The organism is Acidithiobacillus sp. TH-A35 (assembly GCF_057473505.1).
Genome location: NZ_JBYCKR010000013.1, coordinates 1 through 3946, shown reverse-complemented (window position 1 = coordinate 3946; position 3946 = coordinate 1). Strand labels below are relative to the sequence as shown.

The window sequence follows — 3946 nt, the reverse complement described above, 5'->3', positions numbered from 1 at the left end:
ATTTCTTAATGGAGAGAATCCCATGGCTTCGGGACGCATAGACCCCGCCCTTTTGCTAGTCTGGGCACAGGCCGCGCGCAGTGGCAATCTCCATGTGGCGGCAGACGCACTGTTCATGACCCAGCCCGCCGTCTCCCATCGTCTGAAACAATTGCGGGAACTGGTGGGAGAACCGCTGTATCGCCGCGCCCGGCATGGGATCGCCCCCACGCCCATGGGCTTGTCCCTGCTCCGCATTGCGGAGCAAATCGAGGCCGCGCTGGAGGATGCGCGCGCCCTGTGCACGGATACGGAAGGACTGCTACGCGGCTCCCTGGCCCTCATCGCCAGCCACAGTAATGCCGAAACCCTGCTCCCCCGCGCCATCGCCAGCTTCCGGCGCCTGTATCCGGCCGTCTCGGTGCGCCTGATCACCACTAATAGCCGCGCGGCCAAAGAAATGCGCGATCAGGCCGATCTGATTTTTGTGGAAGATGATGTGCCGCTCGCTGGCGTTAGCGACTGGCTGCAAGAGACGCTGGTGGAAACCGAAATCGTCCTGCTCGTGCCTGCCGGGCATCGCTGGTTGCGGGAGCAGAAGCCGGTGCCTTTAGGAGCGCTCGCGGAAGAATCTCTAGTATGGCGGGAAGAAGGGTCCGGCATCCGCGAACATGCCTTGCGGGCACTGAAAGCGGAGGGGTTTTATCCGGATATTCGCTATGAACTAAGCGGCCTGGCGGCCATTCGGGATGCGGTGCGCTGCGGACTGGGCGTCAGCTTTGTCTCCGCACTCAATGATGCGGGCCAGCAACCGTGTCTTGCGACACTGGCCACTACACCCGTCATCCGTCACAAGCTCTCGGTGCTGCACCGACGCACGCCCAGCCACAGCGCCAGGGTGTTCCTGGCGCTGCTGCGGGATAAAATGTAACGACGGGCTGAAAACTGGATAAACCCACGGCACGGATTCTACCCAAGGGCATGAACGCGCCCAATAGCCTTGGCCTCAGAGCCATGATTCTCCCTCATGTAACAGACGGGTAAACCATCCGGCGGGTTGCACAGCGGCCTTGGCAACAACGGGGATGGTCTGCAGGAGATGGCCGTGCCAGCTAACAGACAGCGTACCAATGGGTTCACCGGCGCCAATGGGCGCCTTGAGATTAGCCTGAGGAACAAACCGCGTGTGCAGCCTGACACCCTGTTGCTGCTTGGGCGCTGACACCACCACGGCGCGGGTAGTCACCCCCTGCACCACTTCCGGGCTCCAGTCGTCATGGCGGAGTTGCGCGACTACCTGCCCGGCCGCATACAGCGGGCGATCCCGCCAGCCATCCCGGCCGTAGTGCAGCAACGCGCTCGCGTCACTGCCCGCCGCACTGCGCGAGGGCGCGCCCAGCACGACGGCCACCAGGGTGCGTCCGTCGCGGGTCGCGCTGGCGTCCAGATTCCAGCTGTTCTTTGCCGCCAGGCCGACGCCCAGGCCATTGATGTTATCCTGACCGGCGAGCGGATTGTAGTTGTACTGGATGATATGGTTGTAAGTGTAAGAGGCCTTCCCCGCCACCTGTAATACCTGCGGATACGCCTGGATCAAGCGTTCCGAGAGACGGGCAATATCCAGCGCTGTACTGGTCTGGCCCGGCTGGGGCAAGCCGTCGGGGTTGGTAAAGTGGGTGCGTTGCAGGCCCATCGCCGCCGCATCGTGATTCATCAGATCGACGAAACCACCGACACTGCCGGCCACTGTTTGAGCGATGGCAATAGCCGCGTCATTCCCGCCATCAATCAACAGACCACTCTCCAGTTGCGCCATGGTCACCGGCAGACGGGGTTGAATAAACATGCGCGAACCCTGCGCATGCCAGGCCTCGTCGGAGACATGAACCTGCTGCCGCGGTTGCACCAGCCCCTGCTTTTCCGCCTGATACATTACGTAGGCCGTCATTAACTTGACTAGCCCGGAGGGGTTGAGGGGTTTTTCGGCGTTCTCCGCCATCAGTACCTGACCACTATTCACATCCAGGAGGACCGCGCCCTGTACGCCCGTCAGTTGCGGCGCCGGCATGGGTGGTGGCGGGGGCAGTGTTGGTAATGGGGGTAAATTCGGGGTGACCGCGTTGGCGCTCCCCCATGCAATCGTAGCCACGAGGGCCAGAACTTTGGGCGATTTCATCGTGTCGAGCGGCTCTTTATCCGGCGAAGAATACCCTGTTGGAAATCCACCCGCAGGGAAAGTTCCCAATCGGTGCGGTTACCTCCATCAGCCGGGCGTACCGCCCCCACAGCGGGACTAAGCGCTCCGGCGTTGCAAATAGCGCTGCAGCAAAGCGGTAGTCGAGGCATCGTGGGGATGACTGGCCGCACCCTGCAGTTCCGCCACAATCCGCTGCGCCAACACCTTACCCAACTCCACGCCCCACTGATCAAAGGAATCGATACCCCAGATAATACCCTGGGTAAAGACGCTGTGCTCATAGAGCGCCACCAATGCCCCCAGAGTATGGGGGTCGAGGCGGTCGCCCAGAAGAACACTGCTGGGCCGGTTGCCGGGGAAAACGCGGAAAGGTACCTGCGCCTCGGCGATCCCTTCGGCACGCAATTCCTCCGCCGTCTTGCCAAAAGCCAGCGCCTCGGCCTGGGCGATGAGGTTAGCCATCAGCAACTCATGCTGCTCGGCCAAAGGGCTGAGCGGCTGACAAAAACCGATGAAATCGCAGGGAATCAGCCGCGTACCCTGATGGATCAATTGATAGAACGAATGCTGCCCATCAGTGCCGGGCTCGCCCCAAATAACAGTGCCCGTATCAACGGCAACCGGGTGACCGTCCTCATCCACGCTCTTGCCGTTGCTTTCCATCTGCAGTTGCTGGAGATAAGCCGGGAAACGCGCCAGATCGTGGGCATAGGGCAATATGGCCAGGGTCTGCGCATCCCAGAAATTGTTATACCAGAGCGCCAGCAGACCCATGAGCACCGGCAGGTTCTGCTCCAGGGGCGCCGCCTGAAAGTGCTTATCCATGGCATGAAAACCCGCCAGCAAGGCGGTGAAATGCTCAACCCCCACGCCCAGCATAGTGGACAGACCGATAGCCGAATCCATGGAATACCGACCCCCGACCCAGTCCCAGAAACCGAACATGTGCTCGATGTCCATCCCAAAGGCCGTGACTGCCTCGGCATTGGTAGAGACCGCGACAAAATGCCTGGCCACCGCCGCATCGCCCAAGGCTGAGGTAACCCAATGGCGTGCTTGCTGGGCGTTGGTCATGGTCTCCAGGGTGGTGAAGGTTTTGGAAGAGACGATGAACAAGGTTTCGGCGGGGTCCAGATTCGCCGTAACGTCGGTAAAAGTCGCGCCATCCACATTGGCGACAAAACGCAGTTCCATACCGGGGTGACGGTGCGCGCGCAAGGCCTTCCAAGCCATTTCCGGCCCCAGGTAGGAGCCGCCAATGCCGATATTGACGATCTTGCGAATAGGCTGACCGGTCGCTCCCCGCCAAGTGCCATCGTGGATGGATCGGGTGAAGGCGGCCATGTGTTCCAGTACCCTATGGACTTCCGGCACCACATCCACCCCCGCCGTGCGCATGACACTGCCTTTGGGCGCGCGCAGGGCCGCATGGAAAGCCGCCCGCCCCTCCGTGTGATTGATCAGTTCGCCCGCGAACATCGCCGCACGGCGTTCTTCCAGATGCCGCGCCCGCGCCAGGGCCATCAGCAAACGCAGGGTCTCCGGGTTGACGAGTTGTTTGGAATAATCCAGATAAAGACCACAAGCCTCGGCGGAGAAGTGTCGGGCGCGCTGCGGGTCGTCATGAAAGAGTTGCCGCAAGGTCACCCCCTCCCAACTTTGCCGATGCTGCTGTAACTCATGCCAGGCAGATGATGTGTTCAGGGGTGCGGACACGGCAAAACTCCTTGCGCAGAGCGGGACGGACGCGGAAAGGTACTGAGCCAAGAG

At 61.3% G+C, this 3946-nt stretch carries 3 protein-coding genes; 1 reads left to right on the top strand and 2 read right to left on the bottom strand.

The features are described 5' to 3' along the window. Positions 1-910 (top strand): LysR substrate-binding domain-containing protein (locus AC2VNK_RS00625; RefSeq protein ID WP_486882439.1); only part of this gene is annotated, 910 nt, incomplete at its 5' end. Between the two features lie 75 nt (positions 911-985). Here the strand turns inward: AC2VNK_RS00625 and AC2VNK_RS00620 are convergent. Both AC2VNK_RS00620 and pgi read right to left on the bottom strand, forming a co-directional pair. After that, the gene (locus tag AC2VNK_RS00620) at positions 986-2155 is read right to left on the bottom strand and encodes a D-alanyl-D-alanine carboxypeptidase family protein (RefSeq protein WP_486882438.1); all 1170 of its coding nucleotides are present in this window, start codon (positions 2153-2155) and stop codon (positions 986-988) included. Positions 2156-2272: 117 nt separating this feature from the next. Then, a complete protein-coding gene (gene pgi / locus AC2VNK_RS00615) occupies positions 2273-3892 on the bottom strand; it encodes a glucose-6-phosphate isomerase (RefSeq protein WP_291524345.1) in 1620 nt (539 codons plus the stop codon). Between the last annotated feature and the right edge of the window lie 54 nt (positions 3893-3946).